Annotated in this window: 19 protein-coding genes and 3 tRNA genes; 11 read left to right on the top strand and 11 right to left on the bottom strand. The window is 63.2% G+C overall.

Features of this window, described 5'->3' with window-relative positions:
- The first annotated feature begins 331 nt into the window (after positions 1-331).
- Genes ABT23_RS06505 through ABT23_RS06490 form a run of 4 tightly spaced genes read left to right on the top strand, consistent with a single transcriptional unit; the run spans position 332 to position 6,966 of the window.
- Positions 332-1,354, top strand: a complete 1,023-nt coding sequence (locus tag ABT23_RS06505; RefSeq protein WP_296632859.1) for a multicopper oxidase domain-containing protein — start codon at positions 332-334, stop codon at positions 1,352-1,354.
- Positions 1,355-1,371: 17 nt separating this feature from the next.
- Positions 1,372-2,388 carry a multicopper oxidase domain-containing protein gene (locus ABT23_RS06500; protein WP_296632856.1) on the top strand — a complete coding sequence of 339 codons (1,017 nt, stop codon included), beginning with the start codon at positions 1,372-1,374 and terminating at the stop codon, positions 2,386-2,388.
- Positions 2,389-2,443: 55 nt separating this feature from the next.
- Complete coding sequence (locus tag ABT23_RS06495; RefSeq protein WP_296632854.1) at positions 2,444-3,838, top strand: efflux RND transporter periplasmic adaptor subunit; 1,395 nt, start codon at positions 2,444-2,446, stop codon at positions 3,836-3,838.
- Positions 3,839-3,852: 14 nt separating this feature from the next.
- A complete protein-coding gene (locus tag ABT23_RS06490; protein WP_296632850.1) occupies positions 3,853-6,966 on the top strand; it encodes a CusA/CzcA family heavy metal efflux RND transporter in 3,114 nt (1,037 codons plus the stop codon).
- 17 nt (positions 6,967-6,983) lie between these two features.
- Here the strand turns inward: ABT23_RS06490 and ABT23_RS06485 are convergent, their stop codons facing one another.
- The 3 genes from ABT23_RS06485 to ABT23_RS06475 are packed head-to-tail and all read right to left on the bottom strand — an operon-like array spanning position 6,984 to position 9,404.
- A complete protein-coding gene (locus ABT23_RS06485; protein ID WP_296632847.1) occupies positions 6,984-7,991 on the bottom strand; it encodes a PDC sensor domain-containing protein in 1,008 nt (335 codons plus the stop codon).
- A gap of 11 nt (positions 7,992-8,002) precedes the next feature.
- Complete coding sequence (locus tag ABT23_RS06480) at positions 8,003-8,695, bottom strand: HAD family hydrolase (protein WP_296632844.1); 693 nt, start codon at positions 8,693-8,695, stop codon at positions 8,003-8,005.
- Positions 8,696-8,729: 34 nt separating this feature from the next.
- A complete protein-coding gene (locus ABT23_RS06475) occupies positions 8,730-9,404 on the bottom strand; it encodes a YecA family protein (protein WP_296632840.1) in 675 nt (224 codons plus the stop codon).
- 52 nt (positions 9,405-9,456) lie between these two features.
- On the opposite strand from ABT23_RS06475, the gene ABT23_RS06470 reads away from it, so the two are divergent.
- From ABT23_RS06470 to ABT23_RS06460, 3 genes are all read left to right on the top strand, one after another.
- Entirely contained in the window at positions 9,457-10,140 is a 684-nt protein-coding gene (locus tag ABT23_RS06470; RefSeq protein ID WP_296632837.1) for an energy-coupling factor ABC transporter permease, read from the top strand.
- Positions 10,141-10,144: 4 nt separating this feature from the next.
- Positions 10,145-13,903: an ATP-dependent RNA helicase HrpA gene (gene hrpA / locus ABT23_RS06465; RefSeq protein ID WP_296632835.1), complete on the top strand. Its 3,759-nt coding sequence runs from the start codon at positions 10,145-10,147 to the stop codon at positions 13,901-13,903.
- Between the two features lie 175 nt (positions 13,904-14,078).
- Positions 14,079-14,654 carry a CDP-alcohol phosphatidyltransferase family protein gene (locus tag ABT23_RS06460; RefSeq protein ID WP_296632832.1) on the top strand — a complete coding sequence of 192 codons (576 nt, stop codon included), beginning with the start codon at positions 14,079-14,081 and terminating at the stop codon, positions 14,652-14,654.
- Between the two features lie 5 nt (positions 14,655-14,659).
- Here ABT23_RS06460 and ABT23_RS06455 read toward each other — a convergent pair whose 3' ends face one another.
- The gene (locus tag ABT23_RS06455) at positions 14,660-15,901 is read right to left on the bottom strand and encodes a diguanylate cyclase (protein ID WP_296632829.1); all 1,242 of its coding nucleotides are present in this window, start codon (positions 15,899-15,901) and stop codon (positions 14,660-14,662) included.
- Positions 15,894-16,469, bottom strand: coding sequence for a peroxiredoxin (locus tag ABT23_RS06450; RefSeq protein WP_296632827.1), 576 nt, complete (start codon positions 16,467-16,469; stop codon positions 15,894-15,896). The genes ABT23_RS06455 and ABT23_RS06450 overlap by 8 nt, the downstream gene beginning before the upstream one ends.
- A gap of 98 nt (positions 16,470-16,567) precedes the next feature.
- Here ABT23_RS06450 and ABT23_RS06445 point away from each other — a divergent pair.
- Positions 16,568-16,643, top strand: a tRNA-Arg gene (locus ABT23_RS06445).
- A 127-nt stretch (positions 16,644-16,770) separates the two neighbouring features.
- On the opposite strand, the gene ABT23_RS06440 is transcribed toward ABT23_RS06445, so the two are convergent.
- The 6 genes from ABT23_RS06440 to ABT23_RS06415 all read right to left on the bottom strand — a co-directional run bounded on the left by ABT23_RS06440 (position 16,771) and on the right by ABT23_RS06415 (position 19,996).
- Positions 16,771-16,846, bottom strand: a tRNA-Glu gene (locus ABT23_RS06440).
- Positions 16,847-17,066: 220 nt separating this feature from the next.
- Positions 17,067-17,142, bottom strand: a tRNA-Ala gene (locus ABT23_RS06435).
- A 57-nt stretch (positions 17,143-17,199) separates the two neighbouring features.
- Entirely contained in the window at positions 17,200-18,582 is a 1,383-nt protein-coding gene (locus tag ABT23_RS06430) for an FAD-linked oxidase C-terminal domain-containing protein (RefSeq protein WP_296632823.1), read from the bottom strand.
- A 28-nt stretch (positions 18,583-18,610) separates the two neighbouring features.
- Positions 18,611-19,030, bottom strand: a complete 420-nt coding sequence (locus tag ABT23_RS06425) for an SseB family protein (protein ID WP_296632820.1) — start codon at positions 19,028-19,030, stop codon at positions 18,611-18,613.
- Between the two features lie 90 nt (positions 19,031-19,120).
- A complete protein-coding gene (locus ABT23_RS06420; protein ID WP_296632817.1) occupies positions 19,121-19,555 on the bottom strand; it encodes a DUF6231 family protein in 435 nt (144 codons plus the stop codon).
- Between the two features lie 3 nt (positions 19,556-19,558).
- Positions 19,559-19,996: an RDD family protein gene (locus tag ABT23_RS06415; protein WP_296632814.1), complete on the bottom strand. Its 438-nt coding sequence runs from the start codon at positions 19,994-19,996 to the stop codon at positions 19,559-19,561.
- A 79-nt stretch (positions 19,997-20,075) separates the two neighbouring features.
- On the opposite strand from ABT23_RS06415, the gene ABT23_RS06410 reads away from it, so the two are divergent.
- Genes ABT23_RS06410 through ABT23_RS06400 form a run of 3 tightly spaced genes read left to right on the top strand, consistent with a single transcriptional unit; the run spans position 20,076 to position 21,192 of the window.
- The gene (locus tag ABT23_RS06410) at positions 20,076-20,480 is read left to right on the top strand and encodes a DUF2173 family protein (protein ID WP_296632812.1); all 405 of its coding nucleotides are present in this window, start codon (positions 20,076-20,078) and stop codon (positions 20,478-20,480) included.
- A gap of 31 nt (positions 20,481-20,511) precedes the next feature.
- Positions 20,512-20,847 (top strand): DUF2173 family protein, encoded by a 336-nt coding sequence (locus ABT23_RS06405; RefSeq protein WP_296632804.1) that lies wholly within the window; start codon positions 20,512-20,514, stop codon positions 20,845-20,847.
- A gap of 9 nt (positions 20,848-20,856) precedes the next feature.
- Complete coding sequence (locus tag ABT23_RS06400; protein ID WP_296632801.1) at positions 20,857-21,192, top strand: DUF2173 family protein; 336 nt, start codon at positions 20,857-20,859, stop codon at positions 21,190-21,192.
- Positions 21,193-21,518 lie beyond the last annotated feature (326 nt).

The raw sequence follows: 21,518 nt of genomic DNA, 5'->3' as shown, positions 1-21,518 counted from the left end.
TTCCCAGGGTGTTGCACGCCACCGGTTTAAAACGACGGCCCCTGGTGGTTGGAATTAACCATGGCCAATCGGGTTTTAAAAATTCAAGAATCCGGGCTCAATAAATTAACTTGATTGTAATAACAACAACAATAAACAAAAAAAATGCCAAGAAGGAGTGAGGACCGGCCTGCGTCACGCTGCAATTTCCACGGCACTCGATACGTCTTCTTCTTCCCTCTCGCCCCATCGGGGGCTGCCCCGCGTGTCTGCCGACGACCGGCAATCGGCACAGGGATTTGCCTTTGCAATGCTGGATCGGCGTCATGCCAAAAAACGAAGGAGGAGATAAATGGAGAGAAGAGGATTCCTGAAGGCCGGGACGGCCGGGTTTGCCAGTCTGGTGTCGGGGGCGGGTTTGTTGACGTGGGCGCCACGTTCCGAGGCGGCAACCATCAGCAAGACGCTGTATATCACCGCCGGCACGCATACCATGCCGGATGGCGTCTCGGTCTACATCAAGGGATTCAGCGATTCGTCCGCCGATCTCAATGTGCCGGCCACGCCGATCGTCTGCCAGGAAGGCGATACGCTGGAAATCACCATCATCAACCGCCTCGCCGTCACGCACAACTTCGTCATAGGCGGCCTCAAGGCGGGCGACCCCCCTCTGGTCAGCAGCGGCGACATTGCCGGCGGCGGCAGCAAGACCATCACCTACACCATCCCGACCGGCAAGGCGGGTTCCTATCTGTTCTACGACAACAAGACCAGTTACAACGTGTTCCTCGGCCTTCATGGCGGACTGGCGATCATGCCGGCAGGGAGCAGCAACCAGCTTTATTCAGGCAGTCCGACATTCGTGAAACAGCTGTTCTGGGTTTTCAACGATATCGATCCGGCCCTCAACAGCGCGGTGCAGCACGGCACCACGGTTCCCACCAGTTTCACCCCGCGCTATTTCACCATCAATGGCCAGACTTCCCTGCCTCCCGGGGCCGTCGGATTCGATGATCCAACCCGGGATGCGATGGCCAATCCCGAGACTCAACTCGCCGGCAGTGTGGGAGATCGCACCTTGATCCGCATGTTGAATGCAGGGATGTGCTCCCACGCCGTCCATACCCATGCCAACCATATGGAATGGCTGACCGACCGTGGAACGGTACGCGGTTCGGTCTGGAAGAAGGACGTGCTGTATCTGCGCAATCAGCTCGGCAAGATCGACGCCATCTATCCATTCGAAGCACCGCCTGATGCCTATCCTCCCGTGACGACCGGCCACTTCCCCATGCACCTGCATGACGAGATGTCGCAGACGGCGGGCGGGGGCATGTACCTGTTCGGCGCAATGACCGACATCGTATTCAAATAAAAACTCAGGAGATCGACATGGGAATGAACGGCGGTGGTGGTGGTGGAATGGGCAACGCGTGCTATGTGTATCCGGGTGCACCGGCGACGCCGGGATTCGTGACACCCGATGTGCTGTTCCAGCGCGGCATCTACATGAATGGTTCTATGCGTTTCGACGACGGCAACTCGGTAACGATCTGGGGCTTCACCGATCTGGCCGCCGGCGGTGGCGGTGGCGCCGGCGGCGATCAGATGGGCGGTGGTTCCTTTCCTTCGCCGGCCATACGCGTCACCGAAGGGCAGATCGTGCATACGGCGCTGTCCGTAAACATGATGTGGATGCACACCATCCATCATCACGGCATCGAACCCAGCACCGAGAACGACGGCGTAGGCCATCTGTCCTGGGACGTGACGGGCGGCACCTATACCTATCAATGGCGGCCGCAGCATGCAGGCACCTACTTTTATCACTGCCATGTGAATACACCCCTGCATGCGGAGATGGGCATGTATGGCGCGCTGATCGTCGACCCCAAACCGACGCCCGGCGACCCCGCGGGCACCAAACGGGCTTTTTACAACGGACCCAAATACGATGTCGAGGCCATCTGGGCGTGCGACGAGATCGATCCCAACTGGCATACCCTGCCCTGGTATGCGGGCACCTGTGGCGGCGATGTCGGATTGAACAACCTCAACCCGAGGTATTTCATCATCACCGGCGTGGACGGTGCGAGTTCGGCGCTGACCAATCCGGCCGTGGCGGTGAACATGACCCTGGGGCAGACCCTGCTGGTGCGCTACATCTGCGCAGGCTTCTATCCGCAGAAGATCAGCTTTGGCGGCTTGACTGCCAGCGTGGTCGCTTCGGACGGCCGCCCGTTGCCCGCAGCGTGGAACACCGGCGCCATCGAGGCGCACTCGGCGGAGCGCTATGACTGCATCATCAAGCCGACCAGCCGAGGCACCTGGACGGTGACCGTCCAGTTCTTCCACTGGCGTACCGGCGCGGTGCTGGGGACGGCGAAGACGCGTATCACGGTCGCCTGACCGATCTGCAACGAGGGGGCTTCGCGCCCCCTTATTTTCTGCTGCCCGAGGCGGCATGCCGGTAATCACAGTCCTGTCCTACATGAAGAAGGCGGCTTTTCTCTTGCTGATCGCCCTGGTGGCCGGGGGAACAGGGTTCTGGCTCGGACGGGGACACCTGGCATCTTCCCCCGCTATCGAGGAAATAGCGTCACCGATAGACCGGGCGGCTGCCGCGCAACCCGTCTACGTCTGCCCGATGCATTCGCATATCGTCCAGGACCACCCCGGCACCTGTCCGATCTGCGGCATGGATCTGGTTGCGGTGAAAAACGCGGACGGCAGCAGCGCGAGCCAGATTCACGTCGATACGGCCATGCAGCAGAAACTCGGTGTGCAACTCGCCGCCGCCGCACCGGCAGTCCTCGCGCACGATATCTCCACCTATGGAACCCTGGTTCCCGACGAAGACGCGGTCTTGCGCATTACACCCAATGTGGGCGGGTTGTTGACTAGGCTGAACGTGAGCCGCATCGGGCAGCGCATCGCCCGTGGCGAGATCCTGTACGAGGTCAGTTCGCCGGATGCCCTCAATCTGCAGTACGAATATGTCGACATCCTGCGCCGTGGCGAGCCCACGCTCAAAATGGCGAGGGAACGTCGCGCGCAGAACCGGCTCAAGTTGGAGCAGGCGCATGCACTCGAGCCATCCGCTCGCGAGCGGGTCGAACGCGAAGTCAGTCAGAGCGAGGAACAGCTCTGGTCGCTCCTGCAGCCCTGGGAGCGCGATCGCGAACGTCTGAAGCTGCGCCTGCAGCAGATCGGCCTGACCGACGGGATGCTGGCGCAGCTCACGCGTACGGAGAAAGCCTTTCTTGCCGTGCCGGTGCGTGCGCCGCGCGCCTGCGTGGTGCAGAACATACTGGGACGGCCGGGCATGACGGTGGCACCCATGACCGAAATTCTGGATTGCGTCGACGCATCGCACGCCCAGATCGAGATCGTGCTCTATCCCGACCAGCTTTCGTGGGTGAAGACGGGTGACGGCGTGAGCATGGTATTCGACGACGGCGACACGGTCACGGCGCGATTGAGCGGGCTCAATCCGCTGGTGGACGACGCCACGCGTACGCTGCGGGTGCGCATGCCGGTAGACCTGAAACGCGCGCCGAATCTGGGCGAATACGCGAAGGTGACCATCCATGCCCTGCCGCGCCACGTTCTGGCCGTTCCGAAAACTGCCGTGATGCGGACTGGGCACGGCGATTTCGTGATGCGCGCGATGGGCAGGGGACACTTCATGCCGACCCGGGTGATGATCGGCATCGAGGACACGGACCGCATCGCCATCCGCGACGGACTTGCGGACGGTGACCAGGTGGCAGTCAACGGCCAGTTCCTGTTGGACGCTGCCGCATCGCTCGCCGACTCGATGCAGCGCATGCATGCTCCCGCGGCATCGGCACACTGAGCGGCCGAAGCGGGATGGTCGTCCGTCTGATCGAATGGTCGCTGCGCAATCGCATGCTGGTGCTGCTGACCGCGTGTCTGGTCGCCGTCTGGGGGGCAACCAGCGCGCGCCACATGGCGCTCGATGCCATTCCCGACCTGTCGGACGTCCAGGTCATCATCCAGACGCCTTACGCCGGGCAGTCGCCGCAGACGGTGGAAGATCAGGTGACCTATCCGCTCGCCAGCGCCTTGCTTTCAGTACCGAAATCCACCGCCGTGCGCGGTTTCTCCCTGTTCGGCCAATCCTTTCTCTATGTCCTTTTCAAGGAAGGAACCGATCCCTACTGGGCGCGAAGCCGGGTACTGGAATATCTGGCGCAGGCCCAACCGCAACTGCCTGCCGGGGTGAGGCCGTCGCTGGGCCCCGACGCGTCCGGCGTGGGCTGGATATTCGAATATGCGCTGGTGGATCGGGGGCACCGGTACGATCCCGATCGGTTGCGCGCAGTCCAGGATTTCTTCCTGAAGTACGAGTTGCAGAGCGTACCGGGCGTGGCCGAGGTGGCGAGCGTCGGTGGCATGGTGCGGCAGTTCCAGATTGAAGTCGATCCCAACCGCCTGGCGCACTACGGATTGAGCCTGCAGCAAATCGGGGATGCGGTGCGCGCCAACAACGCCGAGACCGGTGGCTCCGTGCTCGAAATGGGCCATGCCGAGTACATGGTGCGCATGCGTGGCTACCTGAGGTCGGAGCAGGATTTCGCGTCCATTCCGCTCAGCGTCGATGCGCGGGGTGTGCCCGTGACCCTCGGCGACGTGGCGCATATCCAGACCGGCCCGCAAGCGCGGCGCGGCGTGGCGGATCTCGATGGCGAAGGCGAAGTGACCGGCGGTATCGTGATCATGCGCTACGGCGAGAATGCGCTGGACACCCTGCAACGCGTCAAGCAGCGTTTGCAGGAATTGCGGAAAGGGCTGCCCGCCGGCGTGGAACTGGTCACGACCTACGACCGTTCCGGGCTGATCGAGCGCGCCGTCCGGACCTTGGGTACCAAGCTGGTGGAAGAGTCGCTGGTCGTCGCCCTCGTCTGCCTGCTCTTCCTGCTTCGTCTTCGATCGTCCCTGGTGGCCGTGGTGACGCTGCCGCTTGGCGTCCTCACGGCCTTCATTGTCATGCAGGCGCAAGGCGTCACCGCCAACATCATGTCGCTGGGCGGCATCGCCATCGCCATCGGTGCCATGGTCGACGCCGCCATCGTCATGGTCGAGAACTTGCACAAGCACCTGGAGCATGCGGACGAAGCTTGTGACCGTTGGGAAGTGGTGCGCAGGAGTGCCGCGGAAGTCGGTCCCGCGCTGTTTTTCTCGTTGCTGGTCATCACCGTTTCCTTCCTTCCCGTACTGACCCTCACCGGCCAGGAAGGCAAGCTGTTCGCACCGCTTGCCTACACCAAGACCTATGCCATGGCCGCCAGCGCGGCGCTGGCGGTTACCCTGATGCCGGTGCTGATGGGCTATCTGATCCGCGGGCGCATCGCCCCGGAGCGTGGCAATCCGGTCAACCGTGTCCTGCACCGGCTTTACCGGCCGCTCCTGCTGTTCGCGCTACGGCGACCCATCGCCACGCTGCTGATCTCCGCACTGGCGCTCGCCAGCATCGCGTGGCCGGTGAGCAGGACCGGCAGCGAATTCATGCCGCCGCTGTACGAAGGCGACCTGCTGTATATGCCCACCACCCTGCCGGGCCTGTCCATCGACGAGGCAGCCAACGTTCTGCAGATCACGGACCGCCTGATCCGCACCCTGCCGGAGGTCGATCGCGTGTTCGGCAAGGCCGGCCGCGCCGAGTCCGCCACCGACCCGGCGCCGCTGTCCATGCTGGAGACGACCATACTCCTGAAGCCGCGCGAGCAGTGGCCGCCCGGCGAAACGGTCGAGGACGTCATCCACAAGCTCGACCAGACGGTCAACCTGCCGGGTCTCACCAACGCCTGGGGTTATCCCATCCGCACCCGCATCGACATGCTGTCCACCGGCATCCGCACTGCCGTCGGCGTCAAGGTCACCGGTCCCGAACTTGATGGCATCGTCGATCTCGCGCAGAAGATCGAAGCCGTCGTCCGGGAAGTGCGGGGTACCCGCACGGTGTTCGCCGAACGCGTGACGCGCGGGCGCTACATCGACATCCAGGTGGATCGTGCCCAGGCCGCGCGCTACGGTGTGAGCATCTCGAACGTACAGAATCTGGTTCAGGGCGCGATCGGGGGCGAGGATGTCGGTACGGTCGTCGACGGACGCGAGCGTTTCTCCATCAATTTGCGCTACCCGCGCGGCTACCGCGATTCGCTCGACGCCCTGGCGGCAAGCCGGGTCACCACGCCTGCCGGCATGCAGGTGCCGCTGGGCGAGATTGCGAAGCTGAGCATTGCCGATGGCCCGGCCGAGATCAAGAGCGAAAACGGGCGACTGGTCGGCTATGTCTATGTCGACATCGCAAGCGGCGACCTCGGCGGTTACGTCGCGGCGGCCCGCGATGCAGTGGAACGATCCGTCCCGTTGCCGCCGGGCTATGCGGTCCAGTGGGCCGGCCAATACCTTCATCTTCAGCATGCGAAGGAGCGGCTGCAATGGGTGGTGCCGCTTACATTCATTCTGGTGCTTCTGTTGCTGTACCTGCATTTCCGCCATTTCGGCAAGGTCGTGCTGGTGATGGCGTGCCTGCCGCTTGCGCTGGTGGGCAGTTTCTGGCTCGTCTACGCCCTAGGCTACCAGTTTTCGGTGGCGGTGGCCGTGGGGTTCATCGCGCTCGCCGGCGTGGCCGCCGAGTTCGGCGTGGTCATGCTGCTGTATCTCGACAATGCGATAGACCGGTCGCAACGCGCGGGCGCGCTGCAGGACCGCGCGTCCCTGCATCAGGCCATCGTGGAAGGGGCCTTGTTACGCATCAGGCCCAAGGCCATGACCGTGTCCGTCATCATTGCGGGTCTGCTGCCGATTCTTCTGGGCCAGGGCGCAGGGACGGACGTGATGAAGCGCATCGCCGCTCCGCTGGTCGGCGGCATGGTATCGGCCGCCCTTCTGTCGCTGATCCTGATTCCGGTCGCCTATGCGTATTGGCATGAAAAAAAGCTGCCATCCGGTCGCTGAGCCGGAAGCCCGTTTTCTCAGACCGGACAGCTCGGCCCTGTCGGATTGCTCGCCACCCAGAAATCGTGGCCTTTGCTCAGGAATTCGTCCCACGGCAGGTAATGCGAGCCGTCGCACGAGAAGGTGAGGCCGACCATGCCGTTGAAGATGTTGAGCGAACCCGCACGCAGGTAGAAGGTTTCGTCCATGAAGCGCAGCGCGCGCAGGGTGTCCAGGACCGGGCGTATCTTGTCCTTGGGCACCACCGCATCGTCCGGGTAGGGACGGCGCGGATAACTGAGACAGGTGTCTGGGTCGGTCAACGCGTCGATATCCAGCAGACGGTAGCGATAAGGGTCGTCGACCAGCCAGATTGTGGCGCGGCTGCTGGAGAAGTGCAGCTTGCCGTGGAACACGCCGCGGTCGGTCATCAGTTCCTCCATCACGCCCAGCACGGTATCGAGGCTTAGATCCATCTGACTGTCGCTACGGGTCTGATGGAATACCGCGCCGCGGATGGCCGGGTCGCCCTTGATCTGCCGCCAGTCGGTGGGCTCGTTGTAGAGCTTGGCGGTGATCGGCAGGTCGCGCAGGTCGAAATCGGCACCGACGAAACCGAGCACCTGATCGTCATCGTCGCGCACGATCTGGATCGCGGTCAGCGATGGCCGCCTGGCCCGCAGGCTGATGTAGGCCTGCGACAGGAGGAAACCCTGGTTCGGTACCGCTTCGTTCATGTAGGGGCGATCGGAGCGGTCGCGTCCGTAGTCCGTCTCGATCGGGCCGGCATGACTGATGTTGTCGCTGAGCTGGAGGGCGCGGGTGTCCAGCGCGTACATGTACTTGCAGGCGGGCAGTCCGTTCAGTGCGTGCGTCAGCGCGGCGTTGAGGCCGGCCCGGCTGGGCCAGACCCGGCTGCACGCTTGCGCCGCCAGCGCCAGCGGTTCGCGCAACATGTTGGCGAGGGCGTTGCGTTGCTGGGCGACACTTTCGGCCAGCGTGGACGGCGTGGACAGGGGCGATCGGTCCGGGATGATGATGTGCATGCGTGTGTAGCCTATGGGTGCATGTGTCCTTGCAGGGACGGAGGGCGTAGCGAGATCACCGGCCAGTTCCTGGCTTCGGCGTGCGCGCGCAGCGTGGCATCGGGGTCGACGGCAACGGGATGCCGGACTTTCTCCAGCAGCGGCAGGTCGTTGAGCGAGTCACTGTAGAACCAGCTGGTGCTGAGGCAATCCAGCCGCGTGCCGTGGGCTTCAAGAAACTGTTCGAGACGGACCACCTTGCCTTCGCGGAAACACGGCGTGCCGGCGACTTCGCCGGTGAAGCGGCCGTCGATTTCCTCGGGGTCGGTGGCGATCAGGTGCGGAATCCCGAATTCCTTCGCGATCGGCCCGGTGACGAAGCTGTTGGTAGCCGTGATGATGGCGACCAGGTCGGCTTCGTTAAGTTGCTTGTTCACCAGATCGCGCGCGGCCTGGGTGATCATCGGCCGGATGCGCGTCTCCATGTATTCGGCATGCCAGGCGTCGAGTTGCGCGCGCGTATGGGTGGCAAGCGGCCGCAGGGCGAAGGCGAGGAAGGCATAGATGTCGAGCTGCCCGGCCTTGTAGTCTTCGTAGAAGGCGCGGTTCTTGGCTTCGTAGTGCGCGCCGTCGACCACGCCCTTGGCGATGAGGAACTGCCCCCATTCGTAGTCGGAGTCGCCGGCGAGCAGGGTGTTGTCGAGATCGAATAGGACGAGATTCATCGGATAGACGTTAGCAGGTTCAAATGACAGGAATTCAGGCGCGCGGGGCTTGACCGCGGTCGAGCCAGAATTCGCGCAGTTCGTAGGCGCCCCAGACGGCGAGGGCGACATGGTCTTCACGGCGGATGGCTCGCTCTTCAGGGCTGAGTTCGTCGAGCGGTGCGGCCAGCACGTAGAATGGGTCGAGCACCTCGTCGACGAAGGCTTCGTCCTTGCTGTCCACGGGTAAGTTCCAGTCGTCTTCCCAGTGTTCCACGACCAGCAGAAAGCCGGCGGCCCACAACTGGGCATAGGGCGGGATGCCGGCCGCCCTCAAGCGTCCGGCTTCGGCGGGCGGCAGCTCGGCCAGCAGCCCGTCCCAGTCCATGATCAGCGGGGACAGCGCCCTGGGGTCGGTGAGGTCTTCGATCGGGGCGGTCAGCGCACGGGCAATCTCGTTGCGTCGGCGATCGAACAGCGCCAGGAACCGTACCATGTCGACCTCGTCCTCGAATATCGCGTCCAGGCCGTCATCGCGGTCGAACAGCACCGGAAAGTATTCTTCGGCCGGGATGGCGCGCGGGCTGCAGGCCAGCGCGGTGATGAAGCCGTCCAGGCCTTCGAGCGAGACCGGGACGTCGGTGCGCTCGTCGATGAGATCGACCAGATCGGCCAGGGCATCGATCTCGTCGTCGCTCAGCCGGGTGTGGGGGGATGGGGGTGCGGACATGGTCTGGGCTCGAAGTAAGGGTTCGGATCCGCGCATCGCGTAAAATCCGCCCATGAATTTTAACGCGCTGGGCCAGTCCGCATCACTGTTGCCCGTATCCTTTTATCTGGTCGGCTGGCTGGGTTTGGCTTTTCTGGCCTGGCGCTGGTTGATGTCGGGCGACTGGCGCAGGCTGGCCGAGCCGTCGAGACTGAACCTTTTCCTCGGCGCCACGGTGGCCGTGCTGGCCTTGTGGCAGATCCGAACGGGCGTCAAACCCGGGCTGGCATTCCATCTGTACGGACTGGCGGCATTGACGCTGATGTTCGGCTTCTGGCGCGCCACGTTCTCCGGTGTGCTGGTCCTGCTGGCGAACGCGGCATTCGGGCATGGCAGCTGGGAGGCATTGGGTGCGGATGCGCTGCTGATGGCGGCATTGCCAGCGGGCGTGAGCTGGAACGTCTATCGATTTGTCGAGCGCCGTTTGCCGAATCACTTTTTCATCTACGTGCTGGGCAATGGTTTTTTCGGCGCCGCGCTTTCGGTGGCGGTGATCGGCGTGACGACCACGGCGCTGATGGCGCTGGCCGGGGTGTATCCGCTCGATTATCTGCTTGCCCAGTACACGCCGTATGCCACGGTATTGATCAGCTGGGCGGAGGCATTCTCGACCGGCATGGCGGTGACGATGATGGCGGTCTATCGCCCTGCCTGGCTGGAAACCTTCGATGACGCCAAATATATCCAGAACAAGTAGTCCCTTGCATATCAGCTATCCCGACCTGCCGGTCAGCCAGCGCCGCGACGACATACTCGCGGCGCTGCAGAAACACCGCGTGCTGATCCTGTGCGGCGAGACCGGCTCGGGCAAGACCACGCAGATCCCCAAGATGTGCCTGGAGGCCCGGCTTGGATTAGAGGCGGCGAGGCCAGGCAGGCTGATCGGCTGCACCCAGCCGCGCCGCATCGCCGCGCGCTCGGTGGCGGCGCGCATCGCACAGGAACTGGGCAGCGAACTCGGCGGCCGGGTCGGCTACAAGGTGCGCTTCACCGACACCGTGCGCCACGACACCGCGATCAAGGTGATGACCGACGGCATCCTGCTGGCCGAGAGCCAGGGCGACCCGCTCTTGAGCCGCTACGACACGATCATCATCGACGAGGCGCACGAGCGCAGCCTCAACATCGATTTCCTGCTGGGCTACCTGAAGACGCTGGTGGAAAAGCGCGGTGACCTGCGCGTGGTGATCACCTCGGCCACCATCGACGCCGAGCGTTTCTCGAAGCATTTCGACGACGCGCCGGTGATCGAGGTATCGGGGCGCACCTATCCGGTGGAAATCCGCTGGCGGCCGATCGAACGCGAGGAGCCGGCGACGCCGGCCAGGGGCGAACGCGAGAAGAAGGACAAGGATGCGCCCGACCAGATCGCCGCTATCCTCGATGCCACCGACGAGTTGGCGCGGGTGGGTCCTGGTGACATCCTGGTCTTTCTGCCGGGCGAGCGCGAGATCCGCGACACTGCCGAGGCCCTCAGGAAGCACCATCCCCCGGGCACCGAAATCCTGCCGCTGTTTTCCCGTCTGTCGGTGGCCGAGCAGGATGCGATCTTCAAGCCCACGAGTGCGCTGCGGCGTATCGTGCTTGCCACCAATGTGGCGGAAACCTCGCTCACCGTGCCCGGCATCCGCTACGTGATCGATCCCGGCACCGCGCGGGTGAAGCGCTATTCGGCGCGCAACAAGGTCGAGCAGTTGCTGATCGAGAAGGTGTCGCAGGCCTCGGCCAACCAGCGCGCCGGGCGCTGCGGCCGCGTGGCCGACGGCGTCTGCATCCGCCTCTACGATGAGGTCGACTTCGGCAACCGCCCAAGATTCACCGACCCCGAGCTGCTGCGCTCGTCGCTGGCCGGCGTCATCCTGCGCATGAAGTCGCTCGGCCTCGGCGAGGTGGTCGGCTTCCCTTTCATCGACCCGCCGAGTTCCCGACTTGTCACCGACGGCTACCAGTTGCTGGCCGAATTGCATGCGCTCGACGAGCAGGGGCAATTGACCAAGATCGGCGCCCAACTCGCCAGGCTGCCGCTCGATCCGCGTATTGCACGCATGCTGCTGGCGGCGGAGCAGCAGCGCTGTGTACGTGAGGTACTGATCATCGCCAGCGCGTTGTCGGTACAGGATCCGCGCGACCGCCCGATGGAGCGCGCGCAGGCCGCCGACGAGAAGCACAAGCTGTTTGCCGACGAGCGTTCCGACTTCATGGGCTGGCTCAAGCTGTGGCGCTGGTACGAGGAGCAGGTGCAGCACAAGAAAACCAACCGCCAACTGCAGACGCTGCTGCAGGACCATTTCCTGTCGCCGCGTCGGATGCGCGAATGGCGCGACATTCATGGCCAGCTGCATGCGCAGGTGAGCGAACTGGGTCTGCGTGAGAACGACAAGGACGCCGGCTACGACGCCATCCATCAGGCACTGCTGACCGGCCTGCTCGGCAACATCGGCTTCAAGTCGGATGACGCCAAGGCGCGGCCCAAGCCGGGCGAGGGCAATTACCAGGGGGCGCGCGGCATCAAACTGTCGATCCACCCTGGCTCAGCGCTGGCAAAAAAAGGGCCAAAGTGGATCATGGCCGCCGAGCTGACCGACACCGGCCGCCTGCTCGCGCGCACCGTCGCCGAAGTGCGCCCGGAATGGATCGAGAGCGCGGGTCGTCATCTGCTGACGCGCATGACCATCGAACCGCACTGGGAAAAGGACGGCGCCCGCGTGGTGGCATTCGAACGCGTGAGTTTGTACGGCATCACCCTGGTAGCGCGGCGCAAGATCCACTACGGTCCCATCGACCCCGAACTGTCACGTGAACTGTTCATCCGCGGCGCGCTGGTGGCGGGCGAATATGACACGCGCGCGCCGTGGTTCGTGCACAATCGCGCACTGATCAAGGAAATCGAGGACCTCGAGCACAAGGCGCGAAAGTCCGGCGTGTGGCTCGACGAGGAACGCATCTTCCGCGTGTTCGATGCCCGCGTACCGCCGGATATCCACAACGGCGCGGCGTTCGAGACCTGGCGTGCGGACGCCGAAGCCGCCAACCCTAAAATTTTGTTCCTGCAGCGCGAAGACATCCTTGGCGAGGGACTCGGCGCCGACCACACGCTGTTCCCCGAAACGATGGCAGTCGATGACGTGGCGTGTCAGCTGAAATACCGCTTCGAGCCCGGCCACGCGCTCGACGGCGTGACGCTGCGCCTGCCGCTGTATCTGCTCAATCGTATCGAGGCCGCGCAGATCGACTGGCTGGTGCCCGGGCTGATCCGGGAGAAACTCACCGCATTGCTGAAATTCCTGCCCAAGGACAAGCGCCGCCCGCTGATCCCTCTGCCCGACACGGTGACGGCTTTCCTTTCGGTGGCGAAGCCGGGCGAGCAGGTGCTGACGGCAGCGCTGGCAGCCTATATCCGCAAGAAGACCGGCGCCGACATTCATCCCGACGAATGGAAGGGCGAACTGCCGGCGCATCTGAAAATGAACGTGAGCGTGATCGACGACAGCGGTCAGGAACTTGCCAGCGGTCGCGATCTGGCCGTGCTGCGCCAGCAGCTGGGCGGCGCGGCGCGCATCACCTATGGCGGCGGTGCCGAGAACAGCGAATTCGAGCGCACCGGGCTGACCGAGTGGAATTTCGGCGACCTGCCCGCGCAGGTGAAATTCAGGCGCGGCGGGCGCGAGTTGATGGGCTATCCGGCGCTGGTCGACAACGGCGAGAGTGTCGACCTGCGGCTTCTCGATGCGGCAGACGTGGCCGAAAGCGAAACGCGACGGGGTGTCGTGCGGCTGTTGCGCATCGCGCTGGCGGCGCAGTTCAAGCAGCTCGACAAGGACCTGGCGCGCGAAACCGCGCTGGCGCTGAAATTCCGCAGCTTCGGCAGCCCCGAGCAGTTGCGCGCCGCGCTCATCGATGCGATCGCCATCCGCGCACTGCTGGGCGACGACGACACGCCGCGCGACGGGAGAACCTTTGGCAAGCAGAAGGAGCGCGCCAAGCCCAGAATCGCTGTGGTGAAGCAGGCGCTGCTGCGCGACAGTGCGGAAATTCTCGACCTGCATGCACAGGTGGCGGCGCGCTTGAATGCCAAGCCGCAGTTCACCGCGGTGATGCGCGACGAAACCGCGCATCTCGCTGCGCTGGTGCCGGCGGACTTCATCACAGCCACGCCGTGGGCGCATTTGAAGGACTTGCCGCGTTATCTGCGCGGCATTCTCAAGCGGTTGGAGAAACTGCCTGCAGCCGAGCAGCGCGACGCGCGCAGCATGGCTGGCGTGCTGACGCTGCAGAACAAATACCTGGCGCGGCGAGGCCAGATGATAGGCACGGCATCCGCCGCGCTGGACGATTTCCGCTGGCAGCTGGAGGAACTGCGGATATCGCTCTTTGCCCAGGAACTGAAAACCCCGTATCCGGTATCGGCGAAGCGGCTCGACAAACTGTGGAACGAACTTGCCAGACAGCCCTTGAATTGAGTACGGTTACGGTGTTTGGTTGAGCAAGCCTTGCTATATTCGGCCAGTCTTTGCCGCGCCTGGCTTTGTCGGCAATCTTCGCCATAGTATGACTATGGCTGCGGCTGCCTTCGCGCCAGACACGCCCAATCCTTGGCCTCTGTATTGACGCAGACTTACTCAACCAGACATCCGCATGAGCGAACGTGTATTCAATCTGCCGAACGTCATCACCCTGCTGCGCCTGGCTGCGGTGCCGGTCGTGGGCTGGCTGATCCTGCAGCAGCGTTGGGAGGCCGCGTGCTGGTTGTTTCTCGCCGCTGCGATATCGGACGGCATCGATGGTCTGCTGGCGCGCTGGCTCAAACAGATGACCCAGCTCGGCGCCGCGCTCGATACCGTTGCCGACAAGGCATTGGGCGTGGTGACGTTGGTCATGCTGACGCAGGCGGGTGCAATCCCGCTGTGGGTGACGCTGGCGATCCTGTTGCGCGACAGCATCATCGTGCTGGGTGCGTTGAGCTATCGCGGCCTGGCGGGGCACCTGGATATCCACCCGACCTGGCTCGGCAAGACGCACATGTTTGCGGAACTGTCGTTGCTGTCGCTGGTGTTGGGCGGACTGGCCGGGCTGCTGTCGCTGGACGACTGGCTGCATGCTCTGTTCGTCGCCGTCTTCATCATCGCTGTGGCTTCCGGCGTGCAGTATGTGTGGATATGGGGCGCCAAGGCGCGGCGCGAACGCGAGGCGATTCGTCTGAGACCGCGCTGATTCCTTTACTGGAATGGCAGGCGACTCTGACGCTCTGATTCGCTGCCGGATTTGACCTGGTACATGGCCGCGTCGGCCGCGCGGATCAAGGCATCTTCGTCGCTGCCGTCGTCAGGATAGAGCGCCTGGCCGATGCTGGCGTCGATCTCCAGGTGCAGATCGTCGAAGCGGGTGGTATGCGCCAGACTCTGTTCGATCTTGAGGGCGGCGGCAATGCAGTCCTGGCGTCCCTGGACACCTTCCAGCAACACCACGAACTCGTCTCCACCCAGGCGCGCGACCGAATCGGATTCGCGTACGCAATCCTTCAATCTTTGCGCCACTGCCACCAGCACGGCATCGCCGACGTGATGGCCGTGCCGGTCGTTGATGTCCTTGAAGCGGTCCATGTCCAGGTACAGGATCCCGACCTTGCCGCCATAGCGCAGGGCATGGCGGATCGCCTGCTGCAGCCGGTCATAGAACAGACGCCTGTTGGCCAGGCCGGTCAGGGGATCGTGGGTGGCCTCTTCGCGCAGCGCAGCACGTGACTGTTCCAGTTCTTCCATCTGGTCGTGTATTCGTTGCGACTTCAGTTTGATCTTGCGTGTCGTCTGCCACGCGATCAGCAGCGCCAGCGTGATGGCCGCGAGACCGAAGGCCAGCGTGAGATATAGCGCATGTCGGTAGGTCTGCTGCGCCTGCTTCTGGGCAGCCAGGTTGGCCCTCTGGTAGGCCGTGCGCATCGTGGCCAGTTGCTGGTTGAACTGTTCCTGAAGGGGAATGGCTTCGTGTACCAACACCTGGCGTGCCATAAGATACTGATTGGCATGAAGCAGGTCGATCAGGTGTTCCTGTACTGTCCGGATCCGCATGATCAGCTGCGTCTGGGCATCGAAGTTGCGCTGCTCGGTGGGGGTGAGCCCCAGCTCACGCAGCGAGTTTCGCCCTTGCATGACAAGAAAGCCTGCATGGTTGAATCGCAGGAAGTGGGCGTCGCGTTCGAATGGGTCGTCGGCCAGCACCATGCGGAACAGGCTGTCAGTGCGGATGTGCGCCGCCACCTGGGTTTGCGTGATGAGGTCGATCTTGCGATTGTGAAGCTCGACCACGATGTTCAATTGCCTGCCCAGCGCCTTGAGCTGGAACAGACCGTTGAACAAAAGACCGCAGATCAACGCGATCGGGGCGATAAAGGCGGTTCCGATAAGAGGGGAAAACCCTCTCTGTATAGGGCTGGGCTTCGTGGGCGGAGAAGGGTTAGCCACGGCCCGCCGCTGCGAAAATGTGGGGCGCGCCGGAACCCTGCAAACTTCGCAGGGCATCCCTGACTTCTTCGGCATGTCGCGCGGGGTCTACGTGATCGAACCGGGCAGCGATGCGTCCATCCGGGGCAATGATGAACGTGTGGCGGCGGGCGAACCGGATGATTCCGAGATTGAGCAGGCTGTCATAGGCGCGTGCGGTACGCCCGTCAGGGTCGGACAGCAACGGAAACGGCAGGCCGTATTTGCGGGAAAAGTCGGCATGCGAACGCGTGCTGTCGACGCTGATGCCGACTACGGACGCATCGAGCTTTCCCAGGGTGCCGATGTCGTCGCGGAAACGGCAGGCTTCGCGGGTGCAGACCGGCGTGTCGTCGCGCGGATAGAAATACAGGACCAGCCAGCGTCCAGCGTAGTCGCTCAGACGATGTGTCTGTCCGTTCTGGTCCTGCAGGGCGAAGTCCGGCGCGGCACTGCCTTCCGTCCGTTGCGTACCGGGTCTCAGCATCCAGAACGCCACGCTCGCAGCCAGCAGCAGCACCGCCAGTCCGCCCATTATCATTTTGAACATAGGTTCTCCTGAAATGCATCATAGACTGCCAGTGACAACAGGGAGTGTATACGCGACAGTTCGTGTATCCACACGGTATTCGGTAGAATGCGCGCCACGCCCCGGTAGCTCAGTGGATAGAGCAACCCCCTCCTAAGGGGTAGGTCGGACGTTCGATTCGTCTTCGGGGCGCCACGTTGGGTTCGCCCGATGTGTATTGCACACAGAAAAGCCAGCCGTCATTTCCTAGGCTGTATTCAGTTCAGTTTGATTTTTGCCAACCCGGGAAGGGCTGGATTTTGATCACCTTACGGATGTAAGGTGGCGTCCCCACGGGGATTCGAACCCCGGTTACCGCCGTGAAAGGGCGATGTCCTAGGCCTCTAGACGATGGGGACCCGGACGACGGTGTGAACCGCCAACTTTTACTACTCAGGCTTGCGCCTTTCCTGCTTGTTGTACAGCTGGGTCAAGGTGACGCCGACAAACAATCCGACGAAGCCCAATGGTATCAGCGAGAGCCAGAACTGTGCATTCCCGTTGCCATGGAGCATTTCCCAAAACCCGACAGCCAAGCCCGCTACACTCAGGATCAACCCCAGCAGCGTGGTGATGAGTTGGTGGAGGTAAGCGGGATCGAACCGCTGACCTCTTGCATGCCATGCAAGCGCTCTCCCAGCTGAGCTATACCCCCAACGAAGCCGCGCATTCTATAGATGCATTTCGTGCTTGTAAAGCCTTCGCGGCGATCTCAGTCAGGAAAAAGTTTGCCGGGATTGAGCAGACCGTGCGGATCGAATTGCCGTTTGATCGCGCGCATCAGCTCGAGCGTGGTGGGATCGATTTCCTGAGGCACGAAGCGGCGTTTTTCAGTGCCGATGCCGTGCTCGCCCGAAAGCGTGCCGCCCAGTGCCAGTACGCGCAGCATGATGGCATCGAGCGCCAGGCGCGCGCGCGCCATTTCGTCGATATCGTCGGGGTGCACCATCAGGTTGACGTGCAGGTTGCCGTTGCCGGCATGGCCGAACGAGACGATCGGTAGTTGTTGGGTCTGCGCGGTGTGGTCGAGGAAGTCGACGAGGTCGGCGAGCTTCGACACGGGCACTACGACGTCCTCGTTGATCTTGAGCGGTGCGATCTGCTTGACTGCGTGCGACAGCGACTTGCGTGCCGTCCATAGCCGGGCGATGTCGGCGCGCGCGAATCCGCTCTTCATTTCGAGCAGACCGTTGCCGGCGAGTGCCTGTTCCAGTGCGGCAATCTGGCGCGGAAGGTCCTGCGCGGCACCGTCCGCCTCGACCATCAGCAGGGCCTGCGTGCCAGGCGGCAGATCGTCCGCCGCGCCGGTCGGGCGGATGGCGTCGATGGCGTGCCGGTCCATGAACTCGAGCGCACTGGGCACCACGGCCTGGCGCATGACGCGGCCGACCGCATCGAGCGCGGCCCGGTTGCTGGCAAAACACAGGCGCAACGTGGCGACTGCTTCCGGCGCGGGCAGCAGTTTCAGGGTGGCCTCGGTGATGAGGGCGAGGGTGCCGCCGGAACCGACCAGCAGACGGGTGAGATCGTAGCCGGTGACGCCCTTGGTGGTGCGGCATCCGGTACGGATTTCGCGGCCATCGCCGGTGATGGCGCGCAGTCCCAGCACGTAGTCGCGGGTGACACCGTATTTCACGGCACGCGGACCGGCGGCGTTCATCGCGAGGTTGCCGCCGATTCGGCAATAGGTGCTGCTGCCGGGATCGGGCGGGTAGAACAGGCCGGCGCCGCGGGCGATGCGGTCGATTTCCTCGGTGACTACGCCGGGCTCGACGACGATGAGCCGGTTGGCGGGATCGAACTCGAGCACGCGGCGCATGCATTCGAAGCTGACGACGACGCTGCCGGGCGAGGGCAGCGCGCCGCCGACATTGCCGGAACCGGCGCCGCGCGGGGTCAGCGCAATCCGGTGCTCGGAAGCGACGTGCGCGAGCGCAAGCACCTCGTCGTGTGAAGACGGGAACAGCACGGCGTCGGGTTCGACCCGGCGCGGCGTTTCATCGCAGGCATAGAGCGCGCGGGTGGCGGCATCGTCGAAGACGCGGTCGGCGCCGAGGGCGGAATGGAAATCGGCAAGCGCGCGGTCGGACAACATGGCGAAGCGTTGAGGCAGGGGGCGTGCGTCAGACCGGCTGTTCGGGCGGGAGTTGCGCCACCAGTTGCGCAATCATGTCGGCATCGAAATCCATGCCGATGTCCCAGCCCGGATTCAACGCAATCGGTATGCCGCCGCCGATGCGGCGCAGCAGCCAGGAAAACTCGGTCAGCAGGCCGCCCGAAAAGTCGGGGAAATGTTCGACAAACGGCTTGGCGCGTTCGGGACTGGTGAACATTACCAGTACGCGCTCGCCGTCCTCGTCTTCGATGATCAGCGGCTCGGCCTGGGTCGAGCGCTGGAAACCCTGAATGGCGTCTTTTTCGTCGCGCACCGGCATGAACAGCTGCTGGTCGAGCAGGTGCAGCACGAAGGTTTCGGGATCGAGCGTGCCGGCATGGACGGCGGCAAGCTGTTCTTCAAGTGTGTTGTGGGGGGTAAAGTTCATGGCAGTCGGACAGGGCGGAGCGAGGCAGAGGCCAGTGTAACGTATGCAGGGCTGCGAAGCGCGCGGCTGCGGAGGGGGCCGGCGTTCTTTTCAGGGCTCCCAGCGCTCGGGATGTGCCCAGAAGCGGGAATTGAGCCAGTCCGGCACCGTCTTGTAGGTCTCTATGTCGTAGTGGTAGATGCGCGGACCTTCCGCCGGTCCCGTAGTCGACAGCGTAAAGCCGAGGGCGCGGAAGGCCGCATCGTCCAGTGCGCAGCCGGGCAGCGCGGCAAGCAGGAGGCGCGGCGCGACGTAGAGGCGCACCCGGCTGATCAGGTGCCGGGCCTGCTGCGCGTCCAGTCCGTTCAGTACGTCGACGCCCAGGGCCAGCGCGCAGGGCTGGGCGGGCGGGCTGTTGTCGGCGATATGCAACGGGGTGTCATGCAGCACCTCGCGGGCCAGTTCATGGGCGGCGGCATCGAGTGCGCACACACTGTCCGGCTGGATCTCCAGCAGGCGGGCCTGCAGGTGGTCGCGCCAGTTCACGCCTCAGGCCTTGCGCGGCACGCGAACCAGGCGGGTGCGTGCCAGGCGGTCGTGGAGGAACTGACGGTCGCGATCGAACAGGGCCCACCAGAAACCGGCCCCCGCCAGCGCGAGGCCGAGCAGTGCAAAGACGAAGCGCAGCGCGGACTGCCGGAGGGTGGGGCGGCCGCCGTTCAGGTCGACCAGCCGGATACGCCAGGTTTTCATGGCCAGGGTTTGCCCGCTGCGCATCCAGAACGCGCTGAAGTAGGCGAACAGCACGCCGATCAGATACAACTGAAAGACATAATGCCGCCAGCCGGTCTCGGCATTGCCGACCAGATAGAGAAAGGGAAGCGAGGCGACGAACAGGACTGCGGTCACCAGCAGCAGCTCGTAGATCATCGCGGCGACGCGCGCCAGAAAAGTGGCAGAAACGGGGGCTATTGCGTTGTCTTGCATGGAGGCTCTATATTGCGACTTAGGTGCGACACTTTGCCACAGCGCGCCGCATACAAATCAAAACCAAGGAGGGGGCTCGATGCACATCGTAAAGCAACTCATGGCAATCCCCGGCGTCATCGCTGCCGGCGAATATGCATATCGTGGCGACCGTTTCTCTTATCAAGGCGCACTGACCGACGAATTCGCGCGCATGGCGTCGATCCTGTGCCGTGCCAATACCCTGTCGGTCAACATGCAGGCCGAAATCCTCGATTCCTTCTCCGAGAGTTGCGGGTGCCGTCCGGTACAAGGCTGGATCGTGCGCGGCGCGCAGGTGACGGTATGCGCGGTCGGCAACTATTTTTCCTTCATCGAAAACCGTGACGAGTTGCTCAACGACGTCATGACCATCATGCGCGCCAAAGTCGGCGACGTGCAGGATGACCTGCTGGTCAATCTGTACGCCAGGCTGGGGGGCGATACCAAGGAAGCGCTGTACTGAAGTCTGATATCGATTTGAAGGGGGAGACAAGATGGATCTGCAGAAAATGATGGATTTGCCGGGTGCACTCGCGGCGTTTACCTACACGGACAAGGGGGATCTGCAATCGCATGTGTTGCGCGAAGGCACCGAGCTGACGCCGCAGGTGCTGGATTTGCTGGCGCGTTCGTGCGTGGCCAATCAGGCGATTGCCGGCATGGAAGCGCGCGGCTGGGAAGCGCTCACCGGTCAGAGTGGATTCCAGCCGATCAAGGGTTTCTCGGTGGTGGGTCTGGAATGGTCGGTGGTAGTGAACGGCAACCGCGGTGTGGTGGTCAGGAATCGCGACGCCGACTACGAAGCCACGTTCAATGCCCTGCAGGTCTGAGGAGCGCGTATGTCGCTGAGAAAAATTCTGGTGCTCGATGGCGTGACGGCCGTGTGCCGTTTTCGTGACGACGGCGTGATCATGGAGGCCGAAGGCATGCTGTCGCCCGAGTTGATGGAGCGTTTGGCGAAATTCGCCCATTGGTATCGCCGCATGGTGTCGGGCAATACCGATTTGCTGTCCCTGTTTTCGCAAATGCGCGGCTGGTCCCCGTCGCAAGGCTGGGTCGTTCAGGGGGCCGCGACGACAGTGTGCAGCGTCGGCAACATGGTCTGCCTGTTCGAGAATGCTGAAGGTGCGTTGAACGAAGTCATGCTGGCGCTGCGCGAAGCCGCACACGAGTAATACCCTCAGGCCACGCCTGCGGCGAAGTTTGTATTGAGCGGTTCGCCGCTCCGCCCCTCCGTGCTGGAGGGGTTTTTCATGGGGTGCCGGAATGTTTGCGGGTCCGGCGTGAAAATCGTGAAAACCAAGGCGTGGAAGTCTGCCGGATGATCGCTCTGGCATGATTTCTTGACCGTTACGGGGCAAAACGATTACCCTCACAGGTTCACCAACGAATTGATTTTTTACCAGTTTATGGAAGCCACGGGCGCCGAGATCGTCGTACGTTGTCTGGCCGAAGAGGGGGTCGAGTTCGTGTTCGGCTATCCCGGCGGGGCCGTGCTCAA

Source organism: Thiobacillus sp. SCN 63-57 (assembly GCF_001725555.1).
GTDB lineage: Bacteria > Pseudomonadota > Gammaproteobacteria > Burkholderiales > Thiobacillaceae > Thiobacillus.
The sequence above is the reverse complement of the archived record's forward strand: the minus strand, read 5'-3'. Positions and strand labels throughout refer to the sequence as shown.